A 25,316-nucleotide genomic window follows, 5' to 3' on the forward strand; every position below is an offset into this window, starting at 1 on the left:
GTTGGTTCTATGGCGTGGCTTATCCGCTCGTGTCGCGTCCGGCCGGCGGTGAGGGCGCGGTCTCGCTCTCATCTTCAGGCCGTCTTTCGCGCGGCGGTGTTTCCACCTGATACTGCGTCGAGGTCGGGAAGGGGATGGTGATGCCCGCCCGGTCGAGCGCCTGTTTGACAGTCTTCATCAGGTCGGCGCGCACCTGGAAATTATTGGGCGTGGCCACCCAGGCCCGCAGGGTCAGCGAGACGGACCAGTCATCCAGCGACCGCACGCCCGCCCAGATCGGCATATAGCCGATCACCTGCGGATGGTTCTCCGCCGCGCTGCGCAGGATCTGCAGCGCCTTGTCGATGTCATCATCATAGGAAATGCCGAAGATCAGATCGATCCGGCGGAAGGGCTGGAGCGTGTGGTTGATCAGCGGCGATCCCCACACCTTGTCATTGGTGATGGAGACGATCTTGTTGTCGATCTGCTTCAGCGAGGTGGTGAAGGGCGTGATATTGGTCACTTCCCCGTCCAGGCCTGCCAGCGTCACGAAATCCCCGATCCGGAACGGGCGGAACACCGCCAGCATCACCCCGGCCGCCACCGATTTCAGCGTGTCCTGCAAGGCGAGGCCAATCGCAAGGCCCGCCGCGCCCAGCACGGCGGCCAGCGAGGCGGCCGGAAAGCCGAGCTGGATCAGCGCCATCACGATGGCGATGGCGAAGATCACATATTTGATCAGCGAGGCGGAAAACGCGATCAGCGTGTCGTCGGCCCCGGCATGGGCGTGGGCCTTTTCGCCGAACTTGCGCAGCGAGCGGGCAATCATGTTGGCGCCCATCAGCGCAAAGAACAGGATCGCCACCGCCGCCATCGCGCCCGGGCCCCGCGTCTCCACCAGCGTCCGCCAGTCATAACCGGCCAGGCCCAGCGGCAGGGGCGAGAAGAGGATCAGCGCAAACACCCGCGCCACAGAGGCCATCAGATCCCAGGCGGAGCCTTCAAACTCCTTGTCCTTGGGGGTCAGCCGCTGGCCGGTGAACCGCACGATATGCTTCACCGCCGTCGCCAGCAGCCAGATCAGCACCACGGAGGCCAGCACGAGGCTCCATTTGACCATATGTGGCCAGGACGCCGCCAGCCAGACAGGCCAGGTGGACGTATCGATGTTCAGCTGCGCCAGCAGGCGCGTGGTGTCGGCAGGTATCGTCATGGCGCCGGTCTAACCGGCTTTGCACCGCGCGTCAGCCTCACCAGCAGCAGCAGAATGAGGCAGCCAAAGGCGATATGGCCGATAAGGTGCATCCCCGTCTCCACCCAGTTGTGGAAGGCGATGCCCAGGATACCCCAGCCCAGCGCGGCGAAATACCAGAGGCTGGCGCTGATGCGGCTGGCAAACAGCCAGGCAAACACCCCGGCGCTGCCCAGCGTCGCCCAGAACATCGGCCAGGGAAAGTCCGTTTCGCCCAGCCCGGTCAGGTTGCGGATTGTCAGCGGGATGGACACCGCCGTCGCCGCAGAAATCCACCCGGCCAGCAGCCCGCTGGCCGTCGCCCCGATATAATAGCTGGCAGAGGCTGCCCCGCCGCGCAGGTCATGCGCGCTGCGCGCCGCCAGCCAGGCAAACAGGAAGATCGGCCCCAGAAGAATGAAGTTCAGAAGCTGCAGGTTCAACAGCTGGGCGCTCAGCATCCATATGATGTTGCCCACCCCCGCCAGCAGCAGCGGCAGACCGATCGCCTGCGGCCAGCTCTCCGGCTTGCGCAGCCCGGCCAGGCCGAAGGCAATGTAAACGGCAAAGATCACGCCCCAGATGGAGAAAAAGAGCGGCATGGGCTGCTCTGGCGCCTGGGCGGCGCGGTTGGCGTCGCCTACAGGAATCCCGATGCCCGTCAGCGGTGCCAGCGCGCCGGCCAGCGGCTGCAGAATGCCCACGATCAGGACCAGAAGGGGAAGTGTCCGGCTTTGCATGGGGCGGCCCTTTCGCTGTCTTCCAACTATAGACCGGCCCACCCCTCCGTCCATCCCCGGATCAGCGGCAGGCGCCCTGATCGGCGTCACACAGCGCCATCACCGAGGTGATCCAGTCGCCATAGCCCTGCAGGTTGGTATAGCGGCCGTTATATTCCCCCTCGCAGAAATGCCCGGTCGTGCGGTTCTGTTCGACAACGGAGAGAATCCCCACCGCCGTCTTGCTGCCATCGGCCTCGGTCACATAAAGCGGCCCGCCGCTGTCGCCAATGCACGGGCCCGCGCCATTGTCGCTCGCCACGGTGATCGCCGCCGGCCCGGCATGGGTGATCTTCAGCCGCGTGGTCAGAAGGTCGTTGGACAGCTGCCCGTCAAACCGGGTGAGGCCCCAGCCGGCCATCTCGCCGATGGGATAATTCGCCGGCGCCAGCGGCCGGCTGGTTGCGCCAAACCGCGCCACCGGCACATTGCCAAGGCCTGCCACCTGATCCTCGCTCAGATGCACCAGGGCAATATCATTGGCATAGCCATTGTCCGTTCCCTGATAGCCTGCATGGCACACGGCATATTCGGCCGAGGCGCGTTTGGCCTCCGGGCTGCGCAGATTGGCCGCCTCGCCGATCACCCGGATCTCGTCGAACGGCTCGTCGATGCAATGGGCCGCCGTCACAAACCAGTTGCGCGCCACCCGCACGGCCCCGCAATGGCCGCTGGCCACCGCGCCCGTCGGCTCGGCCCGGCGGGGCTCGATCTTCACGATGCCGGGAAACGCGCCCAGAGTCGCGGCCAGCGCGTTCACCGCTTCGGTGCCCGCCATCGGTTCTTCCAGTTCGGTCGCCCCGGCGGCCATCGCCACGGTCGGCGTGGGCGCGGCCCCGGCCGGCAGGCTGCACCGGCTCGCATTGACGAGGCCCAGCGTCGCGGCCAGCGCCGTTTCGGGCGCCAGTCTCGCCTCCTCCTCTGAGGGCGCATCCGGGGCAGGGGCTGCGGCCTCGCCCGGCTCGCGGCTCGCCCCCGCCGTAGGCATCTCTTCTGCCGCGGCCGCTGCCGCTTCTTCGGCCTTGCGTGCCGTCTCGGCGCGTTCGGCCTCTATCTCCGCGGGCGTCGGCTGCAGGTCGGCTTCGGTATAGCCGCCGCTGGCGCCGTCTGCCTTGCTGGCCGGATCGGGGGAAGCCGGGTTCAGCCCCGGCAGTCTCACCTGGTCACAGCCCGCCAGGATCAGGCCAAGTGTCAGGGCAGCGCCTGCATAGGCGTAATGGGTGCGTCGCATTCCAATGGTCCCCTCTGAAAGCATCGCGTCGGTTCATAAACGCCCGGCGGGCAGCCCCGGTCAACTGGTGGTGAATACCGCCCGGAAACTGCCGCGCCGGGCTTGCCCGAACCGCCCGCCTGCCTACACTTGCGCACAGCCTAGGAGACTCGCCCATGCCCACATTCCGCGCAGCCCTTGCGGCGCTGGCCCTGTCGATCCCGCTCGCCCTTCCGGCCATGGCCCAGGAAGGTGGAACCACCGAGGAGACGCAGCGCGCCCTGGCCGCCGGATGGAAGGCCACATTCACCTGTTCGGGCCTCTTCGTCGCCCGCCAGACCCAGCAGGAACTCGACCAGAACGAGCTTTCCGGCATCTATCCCGATTATGCCCGCTATTTCGACCAGCTGCCCCCGGCGCGGATCGATCAGGCCCGCAAGACCGTCTCGGTCGATTATTCCCCGCTGATGCCGCCCCGCATGGCGGCCTACCGTCCCGGTTTCGGCTGCACCCAGCTGCCCGTCGGCGCCACCGAAAAGGCGATCGACTTTCTGCCCCGCTTTGCCGCCTGGCCCGAATACACCACCCAGGACCGGGGCAGCGCCATCGGCTCGAATGTGAAGCTGGAGCTGCGCCTGGAAGAGGCCGAGCGCCTGGAAATGCCCGTCATCTCCGCCTTTGATGAAATGACCTATGGCGCCGGCACGCGGACCAGTTCGGTCATCGTCGTGCGCGATGGCCAGGTCGTGGCCGAGCGCTATGCCCGCGGCGTCGAGCATGAAACGCCCCAGCGCACCTGGTCGGTCGGCAAATCCCTCACCGCCACCCTCATCGGCGCTGCCCGCCGCCAGGGCCTGATCGACATTGACTATCCCGCCGTCATCGCCGCCTGGAACAAGGGCGCAGATCCCCGCCGCGAGATCACCCTCCGCCACCTCCTGCACATGGCCAGCGGCCTCGACAGCGGCGAAAACGGTTCGCGCACGGATCGCCTGTATTTCGGCGGCGGCCGCGTGGTCGATCAGGCCGCCACTGGCATCCTCGAAGTGGAGCCCGGCTCCCGCTTCAAATACGCCAACAATGATACCGTCATCGCCATGCGCGCCCTGCGTGAGGCGATGGCCGATGACACCCGCTTCCACCGCTTCCCGTATGAAGCCGTCCTCCACAAGATCGGCGCCGTGCGCACCACGATGGAGATCGACTGGAACGGCGATTTCATCTCCTCCAGCCAGGTTTGGGCCACGGGGCGCGATCTTGCCCGCATCGGCCAGCTTTACCTGCAGGATGGCATGTGGGCCGGTGAGCGCCTGCTGCCGGAAGGCTGGGTGGAATTCGTCCGTACACCCGCCCCGGCCCAGCCGGCAGACGCTGCCTCCAGAGGCGGCTATGGCGCCCAGTTCTGGCTGATGAACAATGTGCCCGGCGTGCCCGAAGGCACCTTCTATGCCGCCGGCAATCGCGGCCAGTATATCGTCATCATACCCACCCTCAACACGGTCATCGTGCGTCAGGGCTATGACATGATCGGCGGCGCCCGGTTCGAGATTGAGCGCTTCGTGCTGGATGTCAGCCGCGCCATCCAGGCGGCCGATGCAGACCGCGGCCTGGCCGCCGAAGACCTGCGCCGCGCCGCCGAAGCCGAAAACGCCCCGGCCCCCCGCCGCCTGCGCTGACACCTTTCCGCGCCGGTCTCCGCACGCGCGGAGGCCGGCGTCTGCCGCCCTTATGGCGCTCCGTAGCCCGATTGCGGCGCTGCCCTCAGGTTCGACACCTTGCGCGTTTCGGTCTGGCGGAAGTCCTGCATCATGGCGTTGCCCGCCACCTGCATCGTAAACGTGTCGATATGGCTGCGCCCGTCCGGCGCGGCCTTGCACGCTACCTTCATGCTGAACGTGTCGATCTTCGCCGCCATCGCCGGCTTGAAGGCTTTCGGCGCGGCCAGTTCAAACGCCAGCACATTGCCCGTCGCCTTGTCCAGCACGGCCGTGCCCGTCAGATGTTTCACCATGGCGCGCATGTTCTTGTCGTCGCCGGGCAGGGGGGTGAAGTTGTAGGTCGCCGTGCTGCCCGTCTCCGAAACGCGCTTGGCCCCTGACGGAATGTTTTCGGTAAAGCCGCTGCACCAGATGTCGCCCTTGGTTTCGCTTTTCAGCCGCTCGCCGCGCTTGGCCGCGTCCCCGCTCAGCGAGGCCGGCTCCGGCGTCATCGCAACCACCCGCGCGCCTTCGGGCTGGGCCTGGTCCACCTTGATGGTGAAGCGCTGCGCCCCGTCATCAAACGCCATGTCAAAGAGATAAGCCGGGCCCTCCTTGGACACCTTGCGCGCCTTTTCCAGCAGCGCGTCCGCGCTCGCGGGCAGGGCAAGGGGGATGACGCAAAGTCCGGTCAGAAACAGGCGGGTTCGCATCGGTTGGCTCCATCAGGTTGCAGGCGATGTGCAACTTCTGCCTTTCCGCCGCAAAATGAAAGAGCCAGACGCCGCGCCTTGCCCTAGTTTAATCTTCCCATGGCCGACACCGCCCCGCTTCCCTTCCGCCTGCCGCCCGCCTTCGAGGCGTGGTTTGCTGCGCGCGGCTGGTCGCCCCGGCCCCACCAGCTTGCCTTGGCAGAGGCGTCGCTGTCCGGCACCAGCGCCCTCCTCATCGCTCCCACAGGCGGCGGCAAGACGCTGGCAGGCTTCCTCGGCACCCTGATTGAGCTTGCAGAGCGCCCCAAGTCCAACTCTGACATTCCCTCCCTCCACACCCTCTACATCTCGCCCCTCAAAGCCCTCGCCGCCGACGTTCAGCGCAACCTGATGACGCCGGTGTCGGAGATGGCGCTCCCCATCCGCATCGAGACGCGCACCGGCGACACCGCCCCCCATATCCGCCAGCGCCAGCGCAAGACACCGCCGGACATCCTGCTGACGACGCCCGAACAGCTCGCCCTGTTGATCGCGTCCGATCACGCCGCCAGTTTCTTCGCTGATCTCAAATGCGTCATCATCGACGAGATCCACGCCATCGCGCCTTCCAAGCGCGGCGATCTCCTCGCCCTCGGCCTCGCCACGCTGGCCGAATGGTCCCCCACCTGCCGCTTCCTCGGCCTCTCCGCCACCGTCCGAGACCCCGAACACCTCGCCGGCTGGCTCGACGTGCGCAGCCCCGCCGCGCAACCTTCCGCCCCTCCCGCCAAAGGGGTGAGGGGGCTTACAAGCAAAGCGCAGCCGCAGCCGCCCCTCGCCGCGGGCGAGGGAATAGCGGCGAGCAATCCAGAAAACCGTGTGCGGATTATCGAGACCCCCTCCATTCTCACCCCCGACATCTCCATCCTCGTCTCCCGCGAGCGTATCCCCTGGTCGGGTCATTCCGGCCGCTTCGCCGTGCCGGAAGTCTATGAGGCGATCCGCGACGCCACGATGACGCTGGTGTTCGTCAACACGCGCAGCCAGGCAGAGCTTCTCTTCCAGGAACTGTGGGCCGCCAATGAAGACGGCCTCCCCATCGCCCTGCATCACGGCTCGCTCGCCCGTGACCAGCGCGAGCGGGTGGAGGCCGCCATGGCGGCGGGCCAATTGAAAGCGGTCGTCTGCACCTCCACCCTCGATCTGGGGATAGACTGGGGCGAGGTTGATCTCGTCATCCAGATGGGCGCCCCCAAGGGCGCGGCCCGCCTCATCCAGCGTATCGGCCGCTCCAACCACCGCATGGACGAAGCCAGCCAGGCCATCCTTGTGCCTACAAACCGGTTTGAAGTCCTCGAATGCCGCGCCGCCGAAGCCGCCGTCGAGGCCGGGGAAATCGACGGGGAAGGACCAAGAAACGGCGCACTCGACATTCTCGCCCAGCATGTGATGGGCCGCGCCTGCGGCGAAGGCTTTCACCTCGCCGCCCTCTATGACGAAATCCGCCGCGCCCAGCCCTATCGCGATCTCGACTGGGAAACCTTCGAGCGCATCGCCGATTTCGTCGCCACCGGCGGCTATGCCCTCAAGACCTATGACCGGTTCCACCGCATCGTCCGCCGCGCAGACGGCCTCTGGGTCGCCCGCACCCCGCGCGACAAACAGGCCCACCGTATGAACATCGGCGCCATCGTCGAAGCCCCCATGCTGAGCGTCCGCCTCGCCAGTTTTGCGGGTAAGGCAGGCCTGCCCGGCAATGCCACATCGGAGGTGGGCGCCCCCACAAGCAAGGCGCAGGCGCAGCGGCCCCGATCCGCAGGCGAGGGAGCAGCCGCAAGCAACAGGATAATACGCCCCGGCCGCAAGCTCGGCGAAATGGAAGAATACTTCCTCAGCCTGCTGACGCCCGGAGACACCTTCCTCTTCGGCGGTGAAATCCTCCGCCTGCTGGGTATTGACGGCATGGATGCCCTCTGCGCCCGTGCCCAGTCAGACAGCCCCGCCATCCCCACCTATAATGGCGGCAAGTTTCCGCTGAGCACCTTCCTGGCAGACCGCGTGCGCCACATGATCCACAATCCGGAGGAATGGAAACACCTACCAGACCCCGTGCGCGAATGGTTCGAGATCCAGGAACTGCGCTCGGTCATTCCGCCGCCGGATCATCTGCTCGTGGAAACATTCCCGCGCGCAGACCGGCACTATCTCGTCTCCTATCCCTTCGAGGGGCGCCTCGCCCATCAAACGCTGGGGATGCTCGTCACCCGCCGCCTCGAACGCGCCGGGGCCAAGCCAGTCGGCTTCGTCGCCAGCGAATATGCCATGGCCGTCTGGGGCATGGAGGATATGCGCGGCCTGGATATGGACGCGATCTTCCATCCGGACATGCTGGGCGATGATCTGGAAGAATGGCTCGATGAAAGCGCCCTGATGAAGCGCACCTTCGCCCATTGCGCTCAAATCTCTGGCCTCATCCACCGGAACCTTCCGGGGTCGGAGAAAAACTCCCGTCAGGTCACCTTTTCAACCGACCTCATCTTCGATGTCCTGCGCAGCCATGAGCCGGATCACATCCTGCTCCAGGCCACCCGCGCCGACGCCGCCACCGGCCTCCTCGATGTGCGCCGCCTGTCAGACATGCTGGCCCGCATCCATGGCCACATCGTCCACAAGCCGCTGGCGAAGATCAGCCCCTTCGCCGTGCCCGTCATGCTGGAAGTCGGCCGCGAGCCCGTCTTCGGCGCCTCCGCCATGGAAGCCATCCTCCGCGAAGCCGAAGAAGACCTCGTCCGCGACGCTATGGGGTAGGGGCGGGCGGTGGACCCTGCCGCAGCCATCCGGTCACTGCCTGGCGCGCGCCCTTGGCAAAGGGCGCCACCGCGCTCACCGCATGCTGTTGGGGCACCTTGAAGAAGGAGAGCGTGTTGAACATCGGCGTGAACGCCTCCTGCACATGCCCGTCCTTTCCGGTAAACATCAGCAGGCCGCCCATATCGGCGTTCCAGTCTGGCGTCAGGTTCACCACGAACGCCGCGATCCGCCGGAACTCGGGCAACTCGTCATCATGCGAAGTCAGGAAATGCCCGGCGCGGTAGCGTGTCAGCTGCCCATCGCAGAATGTCTCGCCCGCCACATAGTCTGCGCCCATGATGTCATGCAGCAGCGCAATGAAGGCTTCCGAGTTCAGCGTCTCGGCCATCTGCCGCAAGGGCCCATCGGGCAGCTTTCCGGCCCGCAGATTGTCATACAGCAGATGCCGTTCAAACCGGTACTGGAACCCCGCCTGCGCCTCGGCCGCCACCAGTTCCTCGAACGGCGCCAGCCGCTCGGCCGGCAGAGCCGCCATCTGCGCGGCGTCAAACTCCCGGTGCTGCCCCTGAATGCGGGTCACCAGCAGCCAGCCATCATGCTGCTTCGCCGTGTCCAGCACAGATCTGGCAAAATCCGGCTCAAAAATCCCCGGCACCAGCACGCGGCCGGTCCGCGCAAAGCGGTCCTTCAGGGCAGACAGATCATTACGGCGCGCGAGCAAGGAGGCCTCCGGGGCAGGGCATTGGCCGCAAGGCCTAGCCAGCCCCCGTCCTTCAGGCAACCCCCGGCCAGCTTATCCCGCAGGTTTGCTCGTGAAAAATCTTTCAAACACAGGGAGCTGACAGAAAACGGGCCACCCCTTGTCCACCCCCCTCTCGCTCATGCCTATACTTGCACGCATGAGCGAGACAGATCCGCAGACGGAAGATGAAACAGGCGTCGCCGCCCTCCTGCGCCGCGCGACCGGGCTGGCGCTGGGGCTCATGGCCATGGCGCGCGCGGCGCTTGCCCAGTTTGGCGCCGCGCCCCCGCCGGCGGCCTATACGCGGCTCATCCTGCGCCGGTTCGTGGTGCCGGCCGAGGCGACTGTGCGCCGCGCGATCCTCGTCCTCGCCGGCACGCTGCCTCGGCCCGTCCTGCGCCCGGCCGCTTCTGCGCGCCCAGCGCCGAAAGCTCCGCCCAAGGCGCAGCCGGGCATCCGCTATCCGGTGTTCTGCCTGACGGAGGCTGAACCGCGCGCCCGACGCCCGCGCCCGGCGCCGGAGGCCGCGCTGCCCCGCATTCTTTTTCTGGACACGCCCACGCCGTCGCTCCCGGCGCCAAAGCCTCGTCCGTCAGCGGATGAAATTGAAACTGCCAGCCAGACCCGTCTCCTGCGCCGCCTCTTCGCGCTGGAGCGGGCTTATCTGAACCCCTGGCGCGAGGCACGCCGCTATCTGCGCCGCTACGCCCGCGCCGAGGCAGATGGCAGGGCGCCCCGCCGCCTCGCCTTCACGCGCATCCCCGGCGACACGCGCCATCTCTATGCGCCCTTCCGCAATGTCCTTCAGGATATGAACCTCGCCGCCCAGGATTCCCTCCGCTGGCAGACGGATACCTCCTAACCTGTTATCCCGGCCAAAGGCGGCAAAGCCGCCGATTGAGCCGGGACCACCTAACCGCCGAAGCAAAACCCCCCGAAGGCCCCGCCTCTCGGGCCAAAAGCGCTGCGCCTAATGCCCCGGCCCCAGCTTCGCCAGCGCCTCCCCCCTGTTCCGGGGTGGCATCTTCTTGCCCTGTTCCTCCTGCCGCCGCCCTGTTGACCCGGCCCCCGCGCCGCGCCAATCCTCCTCTGCATGACGCCCGCCCGCGCCCTTCCCAGTGAAACGCTGCTCCATCTGGCCGGAGAGCTGCTGACGCCCCTGCCGGAGGGCGGCCTCTGGTGGGCCGCGCGGCGGTTGCTGGTGGTGTCAGACCTGCATCTGGAAAAAGGCTCGAACTACGCGGCCGCCGGCCAGCTTCTGCCCCCCTATGATACCGGCGCCACCCTCACGCGGCTGGAGGCCCTCTGCGCCGCCCTGCGGCCGGAAACCATCCTCTCCCTGGGCGACAGTTTCCATGATCGCCAGTCGGAACATCGCCTGCCGCCGCCCTATGCCCAGCGCATCCGCGCGCTGACGGCGGCGCATGACTGGGTGTGGATCGAGGGCAACCATGATCCCGATCCCCCGGCCCATCTCGGCGGGCGCGCGGCCAGGGTGCTGCGCCTCGATGGTCTCGTCTTCCGGCACGAGCCGGAAGGGGAGGCGGGCGAGGTTGCCGGCCACCTTCACCCCGTGGCGAAGGTTTCCGGGCGCGGGCGCTCGGTCCGCCGCCGCTGCTTCGCGGCCGATGGCGCCCGCCTCGTCATGCCCGCCATGGGCGCCTTTGCCGGCGGCCTCAATATTCTGGATACGGCCTTTTCTGCCGTCTTCCCCGAAGGCTGCATGGCTTTTGCCATGGGGGAGGGAAGGGTCTATTCGCTGCCCCGCAAACATCTGATCCCGGATGTCCGCCCCGGCGGCGCGGCCTCTGGCGGCTGGCGGCTCTGACCGTTTCGGTGCGAATAACCGTCACAGTTGCGCGCGCCCCTGGCTTACTTTAGATCTTCCTGAAGTACGGACGCCCGCAAATCCTCGCGCCCGCCAGCGATGTGACCCCGAAACTCCTTACCACCTTCAAGACCTACACGCCTAAACTCTTCGCGGCAGATGCCTTCGCCGGTGTCACGGTCGCCATGGTCGCCCTCCCGCTCAGCCTCGCCATCGCCATCGCCTCGGGCGCGGAACCCGGCGTCGGCCTCGTCACGGCGATCATCGGTGGCTTCCTCATCTCTGCCCTCGGCGGCAGCCGGGTGCAGATCGGCGGGCCAACCGGGGCGTTCATCGTGGTTGTCTATGGCGTCATCGCCCATCACGGCTTTGACGGGCTGGTGCTGGCCACGCTGATGGCCGGGCTCATCCTGCTGCTGGCCGGCGCCCTGCGGCTCGGCAACCTCATCCAGTTCATCCCCGAAGCGGTGGTCAACGGCTTCACCATCGGCATCGCCCTGATCATCGCCACCAGCCAGCTCAAAGATCTCTTCGGGCTGCAGATTGATAATCTGCCCGCGGATTTCCTGCACAAGCTGCCCGCCCTCTGGGAGGGCAGGGAAAGCTTCAATCCCGCCGCCCTCGGCATCGGCCTTTCCACCATCCTGCTGATCGTCCTCTTCCGGCGCCTCGCGCCCCGCTGGCCAGGCCTCATCGCCGCCGTCGGGCTCACCTCGGCGGTCGCCGCCTTCGCCCATCTCCCCGTCGATACCATCGCCAGCCGCTTCGGCGATCTCCCTTCCAGCCTGCCGATGCCCGGCCTGCCGGAGATCACGCTCGCCCGCCTGCGCGAGCTGCTGCCGTCGGCCTTCATCATCGCCTTCCTGGCCGGGGTCGAATCGCTCCTTTCCGCCATGGTGGCAGACCGGATGATCGGCGGGCGCCATCGCCCCAATGCGGAACTCATCGCCCAGGGCGCGGCCAATCTCGGATCGGGGCTTTTCGGCGGTCTGCCCGCGACCGGCGCGATTGCGCGCACCGCCACGAATGTGAAGGCCGGCGGCAAGACGCCGGTGGCCGGAATTGTCCATGCCTTGACCCTGCTGATCATCATGCTGTCCCTCTCTGACCTTGCCGGGCAGCTCGTTTTACCCGCCCTGGCCGGGCTTTTGCTGCTCACCGCCTGGAACATGTCCGAGCCGGACAAATGGCGCGATTATGCAAAACTCCCCCTGGAAGACCGGCTGCTCCTGCTGCTGACACTGGTGCTCACGGTCGCCGCTGACCTCACCATCGCCATTGGCGTGGGCGTCGCCCTCGGCCTCGCCATCCGCCTGCGCCGCCGCCATGTGCCGCCGTCCGACTGGACGCCCCCAACCCGTTGACGATAGGGAAAAATTCCTGCAATAGGAATATATTCCACCGTTTCAAAATGGCGCATCCTGATGCAGCACAAGGACATCTGGCGGGGGCTTGACCAGCTCGCCGCCCATCACGGCCTCACCCCCTCGGCCCTGGCCAGGCGGGCGGGGCTCGACCCCACCAGCTTCAACCCGTCCAAGCGCGAAGGCGCCGATGGCCGCCCCCGCTGGCCCAGCACCGAAAGCCTCGCCCGCGCCCTCGAAGCGGTCGGCGCCGGCTTTGACGATTTCGCTGCCCTGGTCGAAGGCCGCCGGGGGGGCTCGGCCCCCCTCATCGGCTTTGCCCAGGCCGGGCAGGATGGCTTCTTTGACGATGCCGGCTTCCCCGTCGGCGCCGGCTGGGAGGAAGTCCGCTTCCCCGGCCTCGGCGCAGAGACGGTCTACGCCCTTGAAATCAGTGGCGATTCGATGGAGCCCGCCTACCGTGCCGGCGACCGGATCATCGTCGCCCCCGGCGCTGAGGTGAAGATCGGAGACCGGGTCGTCGCCAAGACCACCTCCGGGGAAGTGATGGCCAAGGTGCTGGCCAAGCGCAACGCCCGCACCATCGAACTCGCCTCCCTCAACCCGGCCTATGACCCGAGGGAATTCAGGCCCTCCGAGATTGCCTGGATTGCGCGCATCCTCTGGGCGAGTCAGTAAGCGCCCAGTTTCCAAAGGCCTGTCCTCCCATGACTGACCCCAAATCACCCGCCCCCGGCCAGGGGCTCGACCCTGCCGACTGGGCCGCCTTCCGCCAGACCGCGCACGAGCTGCTCGACGCCGCCATCGACAAGATGACCGCCAATCGCGAAGGCCGCGTCTGGACGCCGTTTCCGCCGGAGATGAAGGCCGCCTTCGCGCGCCCGCTCCCGCAGGAAGGGCAGGGCGAGGCCGAGCTTGCCAGCCAGCTCGCCGCGCTACTCCCCTATGGCGTGGGCAACACCCATCCCCGCTTCTTCGGCTGGGTGCATGGCTCGGGCACGCCGCAGAACCTGCTGGCCGAAATCGTGGCCAGCGCCCTCAACGCCAATGCCGGCGGGCGCGATCATGGCGCCATTTATGTCGAGCGGCAGGTCATCGCCTGGTGCCGCGAGATGTTCGGCTTTCCCGAAACCGCCAGCGGCCTCATCGTTTCGGGCACATCGCTCGCCACGGTCATCGCGGTAAAGACCGCGCGCGACGCAGCGCTGGACTTCCGCAGCCGGAAGGAAGGTATCTGCGGCGACAGGCTGGTGGGCTATGCTTCGGCTGAGGCCCATGCCTGCAATCCGCGCGCCTTCGATATTCTGGGCCTGGGCACAGAGGCGCTGCGCCGTATTCCCGTCAACGATGCCTATGAGATGGATACGGGCGCCCTGCGCGCCGCCATTCAGGCAGACCGGGACGCGGGCCTCACGCCCTTCCTCATCATCGGCACAGCCGGCACCGTCAACACCGGCTCAACCGATCCGCTGGCGGAGCTTTCCGGCATCGCAAAGGCCGAAGGTCTCTGGTTCCATATTGACGGCGCTTTCGGCGCGCTCGCCCGCCTCTCGCCCGAACATGCCAGCCGCTTTGCCGCCATCAGCCAGGCCGATTCCATCGCCTTCGATTTCCATAAATGGCTGCATGTAAACTATGATGCCGGCTGCGTTCTGGTGCGTGAGGAAGCCCATCACCGCCACGCCTTCTCGGATCGGCCAGACTATCTGAAAGGCACAGAGCGCGGCATTGCGGCGGGCAATCCCTGGCCGGTGGAATATGGGCCGGAGCTGTCGCGCGGCTTCCGTGCCCTGAAGGTCTGGTCCCAGATTGCCGGCTTTGGCACGGAGCGCCTTGGCGCCGCCATTGCGACGAATTGCGCGCAGGCAGCTTATCTTTCAGGCAAGGTAGCGGCTGATCCGCGCTTCGAACTGCTCGCCCCGGCGCGGCTCAATATCTGCTGCTTCCGCCTGCGCCCGGAAGGGCTGGAGGAAGCCGCGCTGGACGCGCTGAACGAGGAAATCGTGCTGCGCCTTCAGGAAAGCGGCGTGGCAGCCCCTTCCACTACGCGGCTCAAGGGCCGCCTCGCCATCCGCATCAACCTCACCAATCACCGCACGCAGGAAAGCGATCTCGATCATCTGCTTACGGAGATTGTGAGGATCGGGGAGGGCCTGCGCCCTTAAACGCCTTCGACGAAGATCACGCGATAGTCCGCCGCCTGATAGCGGTGGCCGCGCGCCTGCGTATAGGCGGGGCTCTCATACCAGGCCTTGGCTTCGGCCATGGTCGGGAAGGAGAGGATCACCACGCCATCGGCATCGGCCCCTTCAGTCACTTCATGCTTGCCATAAAAGGCCAGCGGCGTGATCTGGTGATCGCCCCGCGCGTCGGCGGCGGCCTTGCCATAGCGCGCCATCGCCTCGCCATCGCGCAGTTTCTCGCGGATCAGGATTACATAAGCGGCCATGTCGTTTCTCTCCCGTTTTGGTGCAGGCGGCACCATCGGCGGAGAGGGCGGGGCTTGTAAATCCCTGCCGTTGGGGCGGTCAGATCGTCAGGCCCTTCGGCGCGATCTTCTCCAGTTCGCCCAGCATCTCGGGCGGGGCGGCCACGGCCTTGCGCGCGTCGAGGTCCAGCGTGATGGCCACCACCTGGCTCGTCGCCCAGGGAGCGCCGGTGGCCGGGTCCATCACCCAGTGAACAAGGGAATGGGTCTTGCCCACCACGCCGCCAAAGGAAGAGTGCGCCACAAACAGGTCGCCCGCGCGCGGATAGCGGTGGTAGCGCAGGCGGTATTCCAGAACGGCCGCGCCCATGCGCTTGCCGCCATTGCTCGTGCCCACGCGCATCCGCCAGTCGTAAAGCAGGTTCGGCACCATGTCAGACAGGCGCCCGATAAACCAGGAAGGTTCCATCCATCCGTGTACGCCGCAATGGCCGGGCGGCACGGCGCCCATGCCGATGCGCGGCGCGCCAACGGATTTGGCATAATCCAGCGTGATCTCCGAAACCGGCATTCCCGGCGCATCGGGATCAAAGCTGCGGGGCAGGGCCTCTTCCGGCGTCTCGCCCTTCAGGGCTTCCATCCGGGCGCGGGTCTTGCGCGTCCAGGGAAAGGCTTCGCCTTCGGTCGTATCGATATGGCGGATCCGCGTGCGGAAAGAGGCCGCCAGCGCGCCGTCCGAGTGGCGCAGTTCCTGATACACCACCGCGTCGCTTTCCCCGATTTCGAGGATGCAGCCCTGCATCGAAATCGGCTTGCCCGGAAGCACCTCGCGCACAAAGCGGATATGCTGGTCCACGGGAATGATGGTCGAGGGCGCATTCTGCCGGAAAGCCTCCGGCAGGCCCAGCTCATGGGCCAGGGCCACAAGGCCCTCCAGCTGTTTTTCGACATAGATGCGCACATTCATGTGCCCCATCTCATCGCAATCCCACTGGTTACAGCTACCCTGCCAGAGTGGGATCATGCGTGACATCTCCTGCACCGCCCGCGCACTTCGATCACGGCGCGGGTCATCTGGAAGCCGGCGGCTTCGGTTTCTTTTTTGAGCGCCTGGCTGGTGGCCACAGCGTGAAGTTCCTCGGCGTTCTGGCAGATATCGCAGATCAGGAACACCGCCGAATGATTATGGCTCGTATGGCCGCACGCCACATAGGCGTTGAGGCTTTCGATCTTGTGGACGAGGCCCGTCTCCTGAAGGAAGTCCAGCGCCCGGTAGATGGTCGGCGGCTTGGCCGCGCCTTCCCCGTCCAGATTGGCCAGGAGGTCATAGGCCTTTGCCGGCCCCTCATTCTCCAGCAGCAGGCGCAGCACCTTGCGGCGGATGCGTGTCATCCGCTGGCCCTTGCGGACCACCAGTGCTTCGGCCTCGGCCAGGAAGGCGTCCACATCCTGCGGGGCGCAGGGCGTGTTGGCGGAAGCATGATCATGAGTGTGTGACTGGGCCATGGCTCTAATGTCTGGTGTTTTGTGCCGAATGTGAAGGGGGAACACCGCAAGAGGCACTGGACGCTACCGGCAAATCACCTGAGATTCTGTCTCGTAGCGGAATAATCGTAGCGTGGAGGCATGGCCGGGATGCAATTGTCGGAGCGGGATGGTCTGGAACTCTGGCGCAAAGCGGTCACGGCCTCCGTCCGGTCGGATGCGCCCGATCTCACCGCGCGCCAGCAGGCGGTCCTGATGACCATCGCGCTCACCCCCGGCCCGCACACCGTCCGCGGCCTTGCCGAACATCTCGGCATTGCCAAGCCGGCGGTCACCCGCGCGCTCGATGCGCTGGAGCGCCTCGATTTCATCCGCCGCCTGCCGGACGACACAGACCTGCGCTCGATCTTCGTCGAGCGTACGCCTGAGGGCATGGGCTATCTGCGCGCCTTCGCCCGGCTTGTGCTGGCGGCCGCTTCCGGCGAAGAAACAGGCTCGGGCAAGCCCTCCCGCCGCAATTCTGCGGTGGCCTGAGGCCGGGCTGCCCCTCAGGGAGGCCGCCCGCCATGCCGGTTTTCAGTGACAAGCGCCTCGCCCGCCCCCAGGGGGAAGCGGCGCTCTTCCAGGTCACCGCCGGCGCCGTCGCCCTCCGCGAAACGCCCGCCCCGGATGGCCTCGTCTCCACCTTCGCCCTGCATGGGGAAGCCGTTGAGGTGTTCCGGAAAGAGGGCGAGTTCGGCCTCGTCCAGTGCCAGCGGGACAGGTATGTCGGCTGGGCGCTGATGGAGGCCCTTTCGGCGCCTATCCGCCCGGTCACCCATAAGGTCTCTGCCCTGCGCACTTATGCCTTCTCGCAGGCCGATCTCAAATCTGCCCCCCATTTCATGCTCAGCCTCGGCGCCCGGGTCGCCGCCACCGGCCGCCGGGAAGGCCCCTGGGTGGAGTGCGCCCGGGCCGGCTGGGTCCATGAGCGGCATCTTGCCAGTCCCGGCAGCTTTGAGGATGACCCCGCCGCCGTCGCCCTCCGCTTTCTCGGCGCGCCCTATCTCTGGGGCGGGCGGGAAAGTCTGGGGCTCGATTGTTCGGGGCTCCTCCAGCAGGCGTTTGAGGCGTGCGGTGTCCTCTTGCCGCGCGATTCTGACATGCAGGGGGCCTGGGTTGGCACCGAAGTGTCCGGAAATGTCCGGCTCTGTCGCGGCGATGTCGTGTTTTGGGAGGGCCATGCCGGTATTCTGACCGCGCCTGACACGCTGCTGCACGCCAACGCCCATCACATGGCCGTTGCCGAAGAACCCCTGGCCGAGGCCGTTGAACGAATTGGCAAGATCGCAGGCCCGGTCACCGGCGTGCGCCGGATCGATCGGGCTGCCGAACGCGGCAAACGCCCGGCCTGGCTCGCAGACTGAAGTGTATCCCCTTGTTCCCAAAAGAAAAACCCCGGCCGAGGCCGGGGCTTGACGTTTGATGGGGTATGGGCTGGCCAGATTACTCGGCCGGGGCTTCTTCCACCGGAGCCGGTTCCACCGGGGCTTCGGCAGGGGCGGCGCCCTCTTCAGCCGGTGCCGCTTCGCCTTCGGCCGGAACAACAGCGCCTTCAACAGGAACAGCTTCCCCGTCGATCAGTTCGCCATCGCTCGGAACAGCATTGATGTCTTCATCAGCCACCGGCAGCGGCTCCGGGAAGGCAGGCGGGTTTGCGGTATTGGCGGCCAGATAGGCAATCACGGCAGCGCGGTCATTGTCACGGCGGATACCGGCAAAGGACATCGACGTACCGCGCAGATAGGCGGCCGGGTTCTTGATCCACTCGTCGAGGTTCTCATAGGTCCAGGTGCCCTCGGCATTGTTCATGGCGCCCGAATAGGCGAAGCCGGGGATGTGGGCCTTGTCGGCGCCTACAGTGTTGTAAAGATTGGGGCCAGTGCCGTTCGCGCCGCCTTGGTTGATGGTGTGGCAGGTCGAACACTGGCTGGCAAACAGGCGCTCGCCGCGCGTCAGGTCCGCGCTGGCCAGGGCCGCGCCCAGGTCGAACACTTCTTCTGCAGCAGCTGCGCCAGCACCGGCGGCTTCGGCCACTTCCACGCAATAATGGAACTTCTGGCACATCTGCTCCGAAAGCGAGGCTGCCTCACCGTGCTCATCGCCGTGATGGCCAGCGCCGCTGGCGAACACCACGTTCGGGAGCTGCATGAGGAACATGATGCCGAGCGCGCTTGCGAGCAGCGCTCCGAAGATCTTGTTTAGACCGAGCTCTCCCATGAGGCATTCCTTCGAATCTGTAGCGTTATTCTGTCTTGGCGCGCGCCTTTTGGCACGCTAACCGGGAGCGCACAATATAACGGGTGCCTGTTCGGGGCGCTTCCCCCCGCCGTCGCGGCGATCAGACGCATGCCGGGGGTCATTCAGACAGGGATTTCCGGCATGACCAGCAAAATTGCCTATCAGGGCGAACCCGGCGCGAACTCGCATATCGCTTGCAGCGAAGCGTTCCCGGGCTTCGAGCCGATGGCCTGCCGGACGTTCGAGGACTGTTTCATCGCGGTGGAACGCGGCGATGCGGACCTTGCCATGATCCCGGTGGAAAACACCATTGCCGGCCGGGTGGGCGATATTCACTATCTGCTGCCCACCACCCAGCTGCACATCACCGGGGAATATTACCTGCCCATCCGGTTTCAGCTGATGGCTCTGCCTGGGACGAAACTGGGTGATGTCCGGAAGGCCCGTTCGCATATCATGGGGCTGGGGCAGTGCCGCAACTTCCTGCGCAAGCATGCCATTGACCCGGTGACCGCTGCCGACACCGCCGGGGCGGCACGGGAGGTTTCCGAACTCGGCGATCCCGGCATCGCCGCGATTGCCCCCCGCCTGGCTGCCGAAGTCTACGGCCTGGAAATCCTGGCGGAGAACATCGAGGACGCGGCCCACAACACGACGCGCTTCGTCATCATGTCCCGCGAGCCTGCCGAAATCGATGCCGATGATGGCCCGGCCAAGACCGCCTTCATCTTCGAGGTGCGCAACATTCCAGCCGCGCTCTATAAAGGGCTTGGCGGGTTTGCCACCAACGGCGTCAACATGACGAAGCTGGAAAGCTATCTCGTCGGCGGCTCGTTCGAGGCTTCGCAATTCTATGCTGAGATTGAAGGCCATCCCGACCAGCGCCCGGTGCAGCTCGCTCTGGAAGAACTTGGCTTCTTCTCTCAGTCGCTGAAGATCCTCGGCGTCTTCCCGAAGGCGGTCAACGCGCGGCTGTAGCCGCCTCCAGCCGTGCCATCGAGCAGGCATGCGCGATGGCCGGTTCAATATGTTCCACGAACAGCCGCGCCTTGCCGCGCAGCTTTCCGGAAGTCCACACTGCATGGATCGGCAGGGAAGGGCCCTGCCATTCCGGCAGCACACGGACCAGACGCTGATCCCCGAAACATTCAGACGCGAGCCAGGCAGGCGCCAGCAGAATGCCAAGCCCGCCCGCGGCGGCTTCCAGCAGTGTCTCGCCTGAGGATGCGCGGAAAGGGCCATCGACGCGCGCTTCGAAATGTTCCTCGCCGCGCCGCAGATCCCAGACCGTCTGGCGCGTGTGGCGGAAGACGACGGCATTATGATTGACGACCTCTTCCACCGTCTGCGGCGCGCCGTGGCGGGCAATGTAATCGGGTGACGCCCAGAGTACCTGCGGCGCCTCTCCGAGTTTCTTTGCCATCAGCCGCGAGTCGCGCAGCTCTCCCAGGCGGAAGGCAATGTCGACCCCTTCGGCAACAAGGTCCGTGAGCGAATCGTCAGAGACAAGGTCGAACCGGATGCTGGGATAGGCGGCGAGGAAGACCGGCACGGCAGGCGCGACGACCCGCCGGGCAAAGGAGTGCGAGCAGGACACGCGAAGCAGCCCGACCGGTGAATGTTCCAGCCCGCGCGCTTCGGCTTCGGCTTCATCAAACTCGGTGAGGATATCGACCGCGCGGCGATAGAAGCGTTCGCCTGCCTCGGTCAGACTGAGGGCGCGGGTCGTCCGCTGGAAGAGGGTTGTGCCAAGGCTGGCTTCCAGATCCTGGATCCGCCGCGAGACAGTCGGCTGGCCCAGTTCGAGATCGGCAGCCGCGCGCGAAAAGCTGCCGGCATCGGCAACCCGCACGAACAGTTGCATGGCTTCAATTCTGTCCAAACCGGTCCTCCGGAAACTGACGGGCCGTCATCACGCGGCTGTGTAGATTGTTCACGACTACTTGCTTTGCCGCAAAAACCCAAGCGGGCGCAAATGAGGCCACCAGACATATGGGGAGGGGCCCTTGGCCATTCATCTTAAAAATCTTGCCGGGCCGGCCTACAGCCTGACCGCCGCGGGCGTGTTTCTCGACAGCCTGCGCTTCAAGTTTACCAACGCGCCGGAGACGCAGACCATCTTTGGCAAGCTAGACGCCTGGGCGGCGAGCCTGGGCGCGGCGGGCCTCTTCGCGCAGACGGGTCTCTTCAGCCAGTATGTTATCGGCAGCGCAGAGCTTGTGGCGTCCGCGCTGCTGCTTGCCAGCCTTGCGCCGCGCCTGAAGCGCCTGCGGGTCATCGGCGCGCTGATCGCCGCCGCCATCATGAGCGGCGCGGTGAGCTTTCATCTCTTCACGCCGCTGGGCGTTGATCCCAACAATGATGGCGGTGGCCTGTTTGCAATGGCAGTTGTGGTGTGGCTCTCCTCGCTGGGGATGCTCATCGCAGGGCGCGAGACATTGTTCGATGCCGGACGCGCGCTTGCCCGCGCGCTGGTTCCGGCGCCAGCTTCGCTGCCTTCAGAAGAACTGGCTTCAGAAGAAAAGGTTCCTCACGGATGAAACCCCGCACGCTTGTTGTTGCCCTGCTGATGGCGGCTTCGCCCATGCTGATCCTGCCTGCGCCTGCTGCCGCAGAGCCGCCGGTCTATACCGACCTCTTCTCTGATGTTGCAGTGCAGGGGTATGATCCGGTTGCCTATTTCAAGGACGGAAAACCCAACAAGGGGTCAAAGGATTTCACCGCCGAATACAAGGGCGCGACTTTCCGATTTGTCAGCGCGGCCAATCGCGATGCCTTTCTCGGGGATCCGGAAAAGTACGCCCCTCAATATGGAGGGTATTGCGCCTGGGCTGTCAGCCAAGGCTACCACGCCAAGGGCGATGCGCGCTTCTGGAAGATCGTCGATGGCAAGCTTTACCTGAACTATAACGGAGCGGTTCAGGAGAAGTGGGAAGGCGACATCCCGGGCTTCATCGCGCAGGCCGACAAGACCTGGCCAGACCTCAACCGGAAGAGGTGATCCGGGCACGCAGGGACCGGTTGCGCAGGCGCCGGCGGGCAGATGGAAGCGGGATCTCTCGGGGGGCTGGAGAAAGCGCTGCGGCGAAAAGAGATGCGCGCGGTATGTAAAACATCAGCGGCAGATCAATGATCGGTGGCGCGGGGTGGGCAGTCTCATAATGCCTTGATTTGAATATAAAAAAACGGGCGAGACCAGCTCGCCCGTTTCATGTGAAGATTGTCCGTAGACTTACTTCTTTTTCGCGGCCGGTTTTTTAGCGGCCGGTTTTTTTGCCGGAGCAGCTTTAGCAGCAGGAGCTGCTTTGGCTTTCACGGCCGGCTTTTTCGCCGGGGCAGCTTTTGCAGCAGGCTTTTTAGCCGGGGCTGCTTTAGCGGCCGGAGCTTTGGCTGCCGGTTTTTTTGCCGGGGCTGCTTTGGTGGCAGCTTTAGCGGCGGGTTTCTTTGCAACTGCCATGTCTGATCTCCTATCATCTGGCCAGCCAATAATATCGTGATTCGGGAGAAATCAACTCCTGATTTTCACAAATGAGGAGAATCCGTGTAGCAGTCCGTACACGATCAATCGTTCCGGAAGGCCCAGACCTTCATGATGTGATGGGCAATGGCGGTCGGCGGCGGGCAGAAGAGTTCGCCATGCGTGCCGTTGAGGATGTCTCGCATCTCTTCGCGCGTGACCCATCGCGCGCTCTCCAGCTCCTTTGAGTCGATGATGATTTCCTCTGAGTCAGCAGGCAGAATAAAGCCCATCATCAGCGAGGAAGGAAAGGGCCAGGGCTGGCAGGCAACATACTCTGCTCTGGCGGGATCACACTGGATTCCGGCTTCTTCCATCATCTCGCGCGAGGCAGCCTGCTCGATCGTTTCGCCTGGTTCACAGAAGCCGGCGAGGCAGGACATGAAGCCGGCAGGCCAGAACTTCTGACGACCGATCAGCGCACGCTCGCCTCTTACGGCAAGCATGATGGCGACAGGATCGGTACGCGGAAAATGTTCGGCGCCGCACGCGGCGCACTGTGCCTTCCATCCCGCTTCGACGATGCCATTCTGCCCGCCGCATTTTGCGCAGTACCTGTGGCTCTGGTGCCACAGGAAAAGACTGCGCGCGGTGGACGCGCAGTTGGCATCCATGTCCGGCATGCGCGCAGACGCCTGGCGGAAATCGAGGAACTCTCCTGCGCCGGCGATCAGGGAACTGGCCACATCGAACTTTGCCGGAAGGTCGAGCGCGAAGACCGGCGCGCCGGATTTGTCTTCGCCGAGGAAGAGGCGCGGGCTGCCGGGCGAGACGCGCAGCGCTTCGGGGCCGAACCAGTAGAGCCCGCCATCACTGGCGACAAAAGGTTCGCCTGCGCGCAGCATGAGGATCAGGGCGTTGTCCTGCTGGATGGCGGTTTCAAGCCAGGCCTCATCATTGCGGCGATGGGCGGCGCGGTTGATGGGCTTGGCGGCGAGGGGCATGTCGTTCGAGTTCGTCATGGGCCAGAGGACTAGATCGGTTTTTCGGAGAAGGGAACACCGGACGCCGCGCCAGCCTTGCCACGGGTCTGCCACTACTCCGCCGCAGTCGCATGCGGTAGTGTGCGCATACGTTTGAGGGGACGCACATCATGAAACGCTATCTCGGATTGCCGCTGGTCGCACTTGCCGTCAGCGGCTGCGCTTATTTTTCACCCCGGCAGACCTTCGTGGATCCGCCCGAGCCGCCTGCAGCCGACCAGAACCGCTATGCGGATTTCAAAGTGCCGGAGCAGGACGAAACGCTCGCCGCGTTTGAAGACCCGGCGCTTGCCGGGCTGCGCGCAACATCGCTTTCGAAGTTCCGCAGCGAAGAGGAATTCAAGGACTGGATCCGGGCAACGCGCGAGGCCGCTGACGCGCGCGGCATCGGCCGGCCCTATCCGGTGCTTTCCGCGCCGGCGCCTACGGCGGATATGGCGATGGCGGTTGGCACGCCTGCGCCGGCAGCGGAGGCTGCGCCTTCGCAGGAAGTCACCGTGACCGGCAGCGCCGTTCCGGGGTCGGCAGACAATCCCGAGATCACCAACAACCAGAAAGCCGGCGTGGATGAAGGCGGCATCATCAAGCAGATCGGCCAGCATCTGGTGATCCTTCAGGATGGGCGCCTCTTCGTGACGGACCTGATGCCCGGCGGAGAGCCGGGCCTGAAGCTGGCAGACCGCGCGAATGTCTATCGCTCCAGCCATGAAGACACCTGGTATGATGAAGTGCTCGTCGCCGGGCGCACGATCTTGGTGACCGGATATTCCTATCGCGAGGAAGCCACCGAATACACGGTGCTGAACCTTGGAGAGGATGGGAAGGTGACGCGGCAGGCGACCTTCTACATTTCTTCCAATGATTATTATTCCGGCTCCAACTATGCGACGCGGATGATCGACGGAAAGCTGGTCATCCATACGCCGATCTATCTGGTGGGCCGGGGATGGTGGGATGAGTTGGAGATCCCGGTGATCCGCGAATGGCGCCAGGAGGAGGGAGACGGGTTCCGTGAGCGTACGGAGCTTGAAGATGGCCGCCCGCTGTTCAGCGCCACCGACATCTGGATGCCGGTTCAGCAGACGCTGAAGCCGGTGATCCATACAGTGACGGTGTGCGATATTGCCGGGGTCAGCGATGGCACCGTGCCTGCCTGCAAGGCGACCGCGATTGTCGGAACCGAGACGCATGAGTTCCTGGTGACCAAGGATGCCTTCTGGCTCTGGATGAGCCCTACCGATGATGAGCGGGAGCGGGATCTCGGTGAGCGTGCGCGCTATCCGGAATGTTCGGAAGGCCCGCGCCCGCAGCTTGCCGATCTTGCGCCTTCAGCGCTGGTGCGTCTGCCTACTGATGGGGCGAAGCCGGCGGTGCTCGGCGTGCGCGGCGCGCCGCAGAACCAGTTCTCGATGGATATGGACGCGGGCACCTTCCGTGCCGTGCTCGACTGGCGCCACCGCGATTGTGATAGCTGGGACAGCAAGGATGAAGCCGATCTCACTTTCTTCGACGTGCCGCTGAGTGAGCTCGATGACGTGTTCCACGATACCGCTGGCGGACGTTACTTTGACCTGCCGACGCCGGGCGCCTCTGACTATGAAGCCCGCTTCACGGAAAAGCATCTGGTCTATGGTGCGCGCGAAGGCTGGGGCAGCTGGCCGCCAGGGGATGGCGAGACACGGGATGCGGGCCGCGCGATCATTGTGCCGGTCGATGCGCCGGACCAGCCGGTGACGGTGGAGCTGACGCATGACGTGATCCGCGCCGAGCGGGCGGGGCCATACATGGCGCTGACCGGATACCATGACAACAAAGGCCTCAGCCTGTCGCTGATCGACCTCAGAGCGGAGCCGCGCATCTCCGGAACGATCACGCTGAAGGGGCGCTATGAGAGCGAGAGCCGCAGCCACGCCTTCAACAGCCGCATTGGTGCCGATGGGGCGGGCCTGATCGGCCTGCCGACTGTTCCGCGGTCAGAGGAGGCGGATCGCTGGTGGTGGTGGTCGGCCAGCTCCGACATGAGCTATATTGCGGCGGCGCCTGATGGTGGCCTGGCGGAGGCCGGTATGCTGGACGCCACGCGCCGCGATCCGCAGCTGCCTTCGGAGACCGGTTACACCTGCGAAGTGTCCTGTATCGACTGGTATGGGAATGCCCGCCCGATCTTCACCGGCGGGCGCGTGCTGGCGCTGATCAATTCCGAACTGGTGGAAGGCCGCGTTGAAGACGGCAAGGTGACCGAGACCGGCCGGATCGACCTCACCGCGCCCTTGGCAGACTAGGAAAG

The 25,316-nt window shown here is 65.4% G+C and carries 25 protein-coding genes; 13 read left to right on the forward strand and 12 right to left on the reverse strand.

Annotated features, from left to right (window positions below; genetic code table 11):
* Nucleotides 1–19: 19 nt before the first annotated feature.
* From BBF93_RS02730 to BBF93_RS02740, 3 genes are all read right to left on the reverse strand, one after another.
* Complete coding sequence (locus BBF93_RS02730; protein WP_051612116.1) at nucleotides 20–1,195, reverse strand: mechanosensitive ion channel family protein; 1,176 nt, start codon at nucleotides 1,193–1,195, stop codon at nucleotides 20–22.
* On the reverse strand, nucleotides 1,192–1,953 hold the full coding sequence (locus BBF93_RS02735) for a hypothetical protein (protein WP_035593154.1): 762 nt from the start codon (nucleotides 1,951–1,953) through the stop codon (nucleotides 1,192–1,194). Before BBF93_RS02735 ends, BBF93_RS02730 begins: the two co-directional genes overlap by 4 nt.
* A 61-nt stretch (nucleotides 1,954–2,014) precedes the next feature.
* The gene (locus tag BBF93_RS02740; protein ID WP_114104875.1) at nucleotides 2,015–3,223 is read right to left on the reverse strand and encodes a trypsin-like serine protease; all 1,209 of its coding nucleotides are present in this window, start codon (nucleotides 3,221–3,223) and stop codon (nucleotides 2,015–2,017) included.
* Between the two features lie 155 nt (nucleotides 3,224–3,378).
* Between BBF93_RS02740 and BBF93_RS02745 the strand changes: the two genes are divergently transcribed.
* Nucleotides 3,379–4,878 carry a serine hydrolase gene (locus BBF93_RS02745; protein WP_035593159.1) on the forward strand — a complete coding sequence of 500 codons (1,500 nt, stop codon included), beginning with the start codon at nucleotides 3,379–3,381 and terminating at the stop codon, nucleotides 4,876–4,878.
* 50 nt (nucleotides 4,879–4,928) lie between these two features.
* On the opposite strand, the gene BBF93_RS02750 is transcribed toward BBF93_RS02745, so the two are convergent.
* A complete protein-coding gene (locus BBF93_RS02750; RefSeq protein ID WP_114104876.1) occupies nucleotides 4,929–5,612 on the reverse strand; it encodes a hypothetical protein in 684 nt (227 codons plus the stop codon).
* A gap of 99 nt (nucleotides 5,613–5,711) precedes the next feature.
* Between BBF93_RS02750 and BBF93_RS02755 the strand changes: the two genes are divergently transcribed.
* Nucleotides 5,712–8,399: a ligase-associated DNA damage response DEXH box helicase gene (locus BBF93_RS02755; protein WP_114104877.1), complete on the forward strand. Its 2,688-nt coding sequence runs from the start codon at nucleotides 5,712–5,714 to the stop codon at nucleotides 8,397–8,399.
* On the opposite strand, the gene BBF93_RS02760 is transcribed toward BBF93_RS02755, so the two are convergent.
* On the reverse strand, nucleotides 8,389–9,123 hold the full coding sequence (locus BBF93_RS02760; RefSeq protein WP_114104878.1) for a 2OG-Fe(II) oxygenase family protein: 735 nt from the start codon (nucleotides 9,121–9,123) through the stop codon (nucleotides 8,389–8,391). The two genes, BBF93_RS02755 and BBF93_RS02760, sit on opposite strands and share 11 nt — an antisense overlap.
* Before the next feature lie 178 nt (nucleotides 9,124–9,301).
* On the opposite strand from BBF93_RS02760, the gene BBF93_RS02765 reads away from it, so the two are divergent.
* The 5 genes from BBF93_RS02765 to BBF93_RS02785 all read left to right on the forward strand — a co-directional run bounded on the left by BBF93_RS02765 (nucleotide 9,302) and on the right by BBF93_RS02785 (nucleotide 14,501).
* Nucleotides 9,302–10,006, forward strand: coding sequence for a hypothetical protein (locus tag BBF93_RS02765; protein WP_114104879.1), 705 nt, complete (start codon nucleotides 9,302–9,304; stop codon nucleotides 10,004–10,006).
* 231 nt (nucleotides 10,007–10,237) lie between these two features.
* Nucleotides 10,238–10,972, forward strand: coding sequence for a ligase-associated DNA damage response endonuclease PdeM (gene pdeM / locus BBF93_RS02770; protein ID WP_114104880.1), 735 nt, complete (start codon nucleotides 10,238–10,240; stop codon nucleotides 10,970–10,972).
* Nucleotides 10,973–11,073: 101 nt separating this feature from the next.
* The gene (locus BBF93_RS02775; RefSeq protein WP_114104881.1) at nucleotides 11,074–12,336 is read left to right on the forward strand and encodes a SulP family inorganic anion transporter; all 1,263 of its coding nucleotides are present in this window, start codon (nucleotides 11,074–11,076) and stop codon (nucleotides 12,334–12,336) included.
* Nucleotides 12,337–12,396: 60 nt separating this feature from the next.
* Nucleotides 12,397–13,014 (forward strand): helix-turn-helix transcriptional regulator, encoded by a 618-nt coding sequence (locus tag BBF93_RS02780; RefSeq protein ID WP_035593177.1) that lies wholly within the window; start codon nucleotides 12,397–12,399, stop codon nucleotides 13,012–13,014.
* Nucleotides 13,015–13,043: 29 nt separating this feature from the next.
* Nucleotides 13,044–14,501 (forward strand): pyridoxal-dependent decarboxylase, encoded by a 1,458-nt coding sequence (locus BBF93_RS02785; RefSeq protein WP_114104882.1) that lies wholly within the window; start codon nucleotides 13,044–13,046, stop codon nucleotides 14,499–14,501.
* On the opposite strand, the gene BBF93_RS02790 is transcribed toward BBF93_RS02785, so the two are convergent.
* The 3 genes from BBF93_RS02790 to BBF93_RS02800 form a co-directional block, all read right to left on the reverse strand.
* A complete protein-coding gene (locus tag BBF93_RS02790) occupies nucleotides 14,498–14,785 on the reverse strand; it encodes a DUF1330 domain-containing protein (protein WP_035593193.1) in 288 nt (95 codons plus the stop codon). The genes BBF93_RS02785 and BBF93_RS02790 overlap by 4 nt on opposite strands.
* Before the next feature lie 79 nt (nucleotides 14,786–14,864).
* Complete coding sequence (locus tag BBF93_RS02795; RefSeq protein ID WP_114104883.1) at nucleotides 14,865–15,788, reverse strand: thioesterase family protein; 924 nt, start codon at nucleotides 15,786–15,788, stop codon at nucleotides 14,865–14,867.
* Nucleotides 15,785–16,270 (reverse strand): transcriptional repressor, encoded by a 486-nt coding sequence (locus BBF93_RS02800; RefSeq protein WP_035593197.1) that lies wholly within the window; start codon nucleotides 16,268–16,270, stop codon nucleotides 15,785–15,787. Before BBF93_RS02800 ends, BBF93_RS02795 begins: the two co-directional genes overlap by 4 nt.
* A 120-nt stretch (nucleotides 16,271–16,390) precedes the next feature.
* Here BBF93_RS02800 and BBF93_RS02805 point away from each other — a divergent pair, with 120 nt between their 5' ends.
* Nucleotides 16,391–16,783: a MarR family transcriptional regulator gene (locus BBF93_RS02805; protein WP_233349244.1), complete on the forward strand. Its 393-nt coding sequence runs from the start codon at nucleotides 16,391–16,393 to the stop codon at nucleotides 16,781–16,783.
* Between the two features lie 32 nt (nucleotides 16,784–16,815).
* Entirely contained in the window at nucleotides 16,816–17,655 is an 840-nt protein-coding gene (locus tag BBF93_RS02810) for an NlpC/P60 family protein (RefSeq protein WP_114104884.1), read from the forward strand.
* Between the two features lie 79 nt (nucleotides 17,656–17,734).
* Here the strand turns inward: BBF93_RS02810 and BBF93_RS02815 are convergent, their stop codons facing one another.
* Nucleotides 17,735–18,508, reverse strand: coding sequence for a cytochrome c family protein (locus BBF93_RS02815; protein WP_114104885.1), 774 nt, complete (start codon nucleotides 18,506–18,508; stop codon nucleotides 17,735–17,737).
* Nucleotides 18,509–18,670: 162 nt separating this feature from the next.
* On the opposite strand from BBF93_RS02815, the gene BBF93_RS02820 reads away from it, so the two are divergent.
* A complete protein-coding gene (locus tag BBF93_RS02820) occupies nucleotides 18,671–19,507 on the forward strand; it encodes a prephenate dehydratase (protein WP_114106976.1) in 837 nt (278 codons plus the stop codon).
* Here BBF93_RS02820 and BBF93_RS02825 read toward each other — a convergent pair.
* The gene (locus BBF93_RS02825) at nucleotides 19,491–20,393 is read right to left on the reverse strand and encodes a LysR family transcriptional regulator (protein ID WP_233349245.1); all 903 of its coding nucleotides are present in this window, start codon (nucleotides 20,391–20,393) and stop codon (nucleotides 19,491–19,493) included. The two genes, BBF93_RS02820 and BBF93_RS02825, sit on opposite strands and share 17 nt — an antisense overlap.
* Before the next feature lie 142 nt (nucleotides 20,394–20,535).
* Between BBF93_RS02825 and BBF93_RS02830 the strand changes: the two genes are divergently transcribed.
* Entirely contained in the window at nucleotides 20,536–21,069 is a 534-nt protein-coding gene (locus BBF93_RS02830; protein WP_233349246.1) for a hypothetical protein, read from the forward strand.
* Nucleotides 21,066–21,530, forward strand: a complete 465-nt coding sequence (locus BBF93_RS02835) for a YHS domain-containing (seleno)protein (RefSeq protein WP_114104886.1) — start codon at nucleotides 21,066–21,068, stop codon at nucleotides 21,528–21,530. Before BBF93_RS02830 ends, BBF93_RS02835 begins: the two co-directional genes overlap by 4 nt.
* A 231-nt stretch (nucleotides 21,531–21,761) precedes the next feature.
* Here BBF93_RS02835 and BBF93_RS02840 read toward each other — a convergent pair whose 3' ends face one another.
* Nucleotides 21,762–21,986: a hypothetical protein gene (locus BBF93_RS02840; protein WP_114104887.1), complete on the reverse strand. Its 225-nt coding sequence runs from the start codon at nucleotides 21,984–21,986 to the stop codon at nucleotides 21,762–21,764.
* Between the two features lie 104 nt (nucleotides 21,987–22,090).
* Nucleotides 22,091–23,008: an NAD(+) diphosphatase gene (gene nudC / locus BBF93_RS02845; RefSeq protein ID WP_114104888.1), complete on the reverse strand. Its 918-nt coding sequence runs from the start codon at nucleotides 23,006–23,008 to the stop codon at nucleotides 22,091–22,093.
* Between the two features lie 131 nt (nucleotides 23,009–23,139).
* On the opposite strand from nudC, the gene BBF93_RS02850 reads away from it, so the two are divergent.
* Nucleotides 23,140–25,311, forward strand: coding sequence for a beta-propeller domain-containing protein (locus tag BBF93_RS02850; RefSeq protein WP_114104889.1), 2,172 nt, complete (start codon nucleotides 23,140–23,142; stop codon nucleotides 25,309–25,311).
* Nucleotides 25,312–25,316 lie beyond the last annotated feature (5 nt).

Origin of the sequence: Hyphomonas sp. CACIAM 19H1 (assembly GCF_003325995.1) — a bacterium.
Classification (GTDB): Bacteria; Pseudomonadota; Alphaproteobacteria; order Caulobacterales; family Hyphomonadaceae; genus Hyphomonas; species Hyphomonas polymorpha.